Origin of the sequence: Mycobacterium sp. E183, assembly GCF_001667735.1 — a bacterium.
In the GTDB taxonomy this organism is placed as follows: domain Bacteria; phylum Actinomycetota; class Actinomycetes; order Mycobacteriales; family Mycobacteriaceae; genus Mycobacterium.
Map to the genome: position 1 here is coordinate 1 of NZ_LZJN01000180.1, position 2591 is coordinate 2591.

Annotated in this window: 3 protein-coding genes and 1 pseudogene; 2 read left to right on the top strand and 2 right to left on the bottom strand. The window is 67.6% G+C overall.

Annotated elements, in window-relative coordinates; genetic code table 11:
* A partial coding sequence (locus tag A5691_RS21100) for a WXG100 family type VII secretion target (protein WP_197696196.1) occupies positions 1 to 155 on the bottom strand: 155 nt, incomplete at its 3' end.
* Between the two features lie 286 nt (positions 156 to 441).
* Positions 442 to 741: a PE family protein gene (locus tag A5691_RS21105; RefSeq protein WP_047324320.1), complete on the bottom strand. Its 300-nt coding sequence runs from the start codon at positions 739 to 741 to the stop codon at positions 442 to 444.
* A gap of 433 nt (positions 742 to 1174) precedes the next feature.
* Between A5691_RS21105 and A5691_RS21110 the strand changes: the two are divergent.
* Both A5691_RS21110 and A5691_RS21115 read left to right on the top strand, forming a co-directional pair.
* Positions 1175 to 1537: pseudogene (locus tag A5691_RS21110) on the top strand (PE/PPE C-terminal domain-containing protein); the annotation flags it as partial.
* Between the two features lie 467 nt (positions 1538 to 2004).
* On the top strand, positions 2005 to 2591 hold a 587-nt coding region (locus A5691_RS21115), incomplete at its 3' end, for a PPE family protein (RefSeq protein ID WP_156734810.1).

Here is a 2591-nt window from a genome sequence, read left to right on the forward strand (position 1 = left end):
GTCGCCTGCGCCTGGCCGCTCCAGCCCGAGCCGGCGATGTTCATCGAGGACGCCCACATCTTGCGGGCCTCGTCCTCAACGGTCTGGGCGTGCACCTCGAAGCGGCCCGCCATCGCCCGCATCTCGTGCGGGTCGGTCATGAAACGTGTTGCCATGTGGCTTTCTCCTTATTACGTGATTACTCAGATACCTGCTGTGGTGACGACGATGGCCGGACCGGTTACGCGCTGGCGAACCGCCGTGCCGAATGCAAAAGGATGATCCCCCCTTCCCGTCAGCCGGCGGCCACCGGTCGCTGGAACACGGTGAGACGGACGTCAAACCCGAACTCCGGCGTTTGAGTTGTCCGGCCGTCAGCCCCCGAGATCGTCGGTAGCTGGGCGGTCAGGTCGGAGCGCACGTCGAAGACGTCCCGTCCCAGACCCCGAACCGCCAACCCGATCAGCCCGCAGCAGCTGCGTTGATTGCCTCGGTCGCAGCGTACGAGCCAGAGCTGGTCGACAGCGTGTTCACGAACGCCTCGTGAATGGCGGCGGCCTGGGCACTGACCGCCTGGTACATCTGCGCGTGCGCTGCGAACTGCGCCGCCGTCAGCGCCGACACCTCGTCGGCGGCCGCGGGCACCACCCCGGTCGTGGGGGCGGCGGCAGCCGCGTTCTGGGCGCTCAACGTTGAGCCAATGGCCTGCAAGTTTCCGGCCGCCGCAGCCAGAGCCTCGGGCTGTGTGGTCACGAACGACATACTTGGTTCCCTCCTAGTTCAATCCCCGACTCTGCAGAGACTAGATGACAACGACCTCTGAAGCTGTTTCGGAAGCCGTCAGTTTGCAACTGTTCACGTGACGGTACGACGAATTCACTTTTAGTAACGTCAGAGTAACAGCGTCCCGCCTCGATCGCCTCCCCTTACAGCAAACTGTGACCAACCCGGTCACCGAAGTGCCTGGTGCGAGTTTCCCAGGTTGGCGTCGCAGGGCAGGACCGGAAAAAATCTGGCTGCCGAATATTCGCTGCCGCTCGGCTAGCAACCGGTGAATGGGCCGCCGACGGCCGCCCGACGGGCCCCCTGAAGCCCCGTCGGAAGCCCGCGAACCGAGCCTTGTGTAACCCATCCTGTCAACCCTTTGACCGAGGTGCTGAATGACCGAATCCGGCTATCCGGCGAAGGGTGGGCGGGCCATGACGGTGGTGCGGCTCCGGCGGCGGCCAAGGCGCTGCCCGGTCTGGGTGGGCTCGGTGGCCTGCTCGGCGGTGGCGCCGGAGCGGTGCACCCGGCCGCGGCTATCGGTGGGGCGGCCTCCATCGGTGGCAAGTTGTCGGTGCCGGTGGCCTGGACCGGCGCCCCGGCGCTGCCGGCGATGGGCCACACCGCGGTCCCGGTCAGCGCGATCAGCGCCGCACCCGAGGCAGCCGGGGGACCGGGCAACCTGCTCGGCGGCATGCCCCTGGCCGGAGTCGGCAACGGCACCCACGCCGGCGCCGGCCCCCGCTACGGATTCCGCCCCACCGTCATGGCCCGCCCACCCTTCGCCGGATAACCTCCGGGTCGGCAGCGTAGGAACACGCTTTAGCGCGCGAAAAGTGCTGCGCTAAAGCGTGTTTCGCGTTTGCGCCCAAGAACCGACTCGCGGCGGAGGCCTTGCCCACGCCCCCGGCCGGCCCCAGCCTGGGCCGACATCGCCGCGGCCTTTATTGCGACCGGATTTTTTGTCCAGCGCCCACGTCGATCCGCCCCGGCTGCGCGGGATCGCTTATCGGCCGTGATCCGCCCGGCACCCGTTCCCGCAGGTAGGCGTGCACACGGCGAACGCGGGCGGCCGCCGGCCCGGCCGTTGCGCTGTCCGCTGACCCGCTGGAACGGGGCGCCTCCCACCCGGACCGTCGAGTCACGGGCAGCGAGAAGACGGGGCGGCGCTCTAGCCTTCGCAAGCAAGCGCATCGCTTGAAGCCAGCCATCCAAAACACTCGCGAGGGAAACACATGGTTCGAGCCGGGGGGTTCGTAGGTGTTTGACTTCGGGGCGTTACCGCCGGAGATCAATTCCGGTCGGATGTATGCGGGTCCGGGTTCGGGTTCGTTGATGGCGGCGTCGGCGGCGTGGGATGAGATTGCTGCTGAGGTGGCTGCGGCGGCCAGTGGGTATAGCTCGGTGATTGCGGAGTTGACGTCGGGTCCGTGGGTGGGTCCGGCGTCGTCGTCGATGGTGTCGGCGGTGGTGCCGTTTGTGAGTTGGCTTTCTGCGGTGGCGGGGTTGGCCGAGGACACGGCCAGTCAGGGTCGGGCGGCCGCGGCGGCGTTTGAGGCGGCGTTTGCGATGACGGTGCCGCCGCCGGTGATTGCGGCTAATCGGGTGTTGTTGGCGACGTTGGTCGCGACGAATTTCTTCGGGCAGAACACGCCGGCGATCATGGCGACCGAGGCGCAGTACATGGAGATGTGGGCCCAGGATGCGGCGGCGATGTATGGCTATGCGGCGGCTTCGGCCACGGCCTCGCAGTTGGCGCCCTTTGATGCCCCGCCGAACACCACGACTCCTGATGGGGTGGCCGAGCAGGCGTTGGCGGTGACCCAGGCCGCTCAGCAGCCCACGAG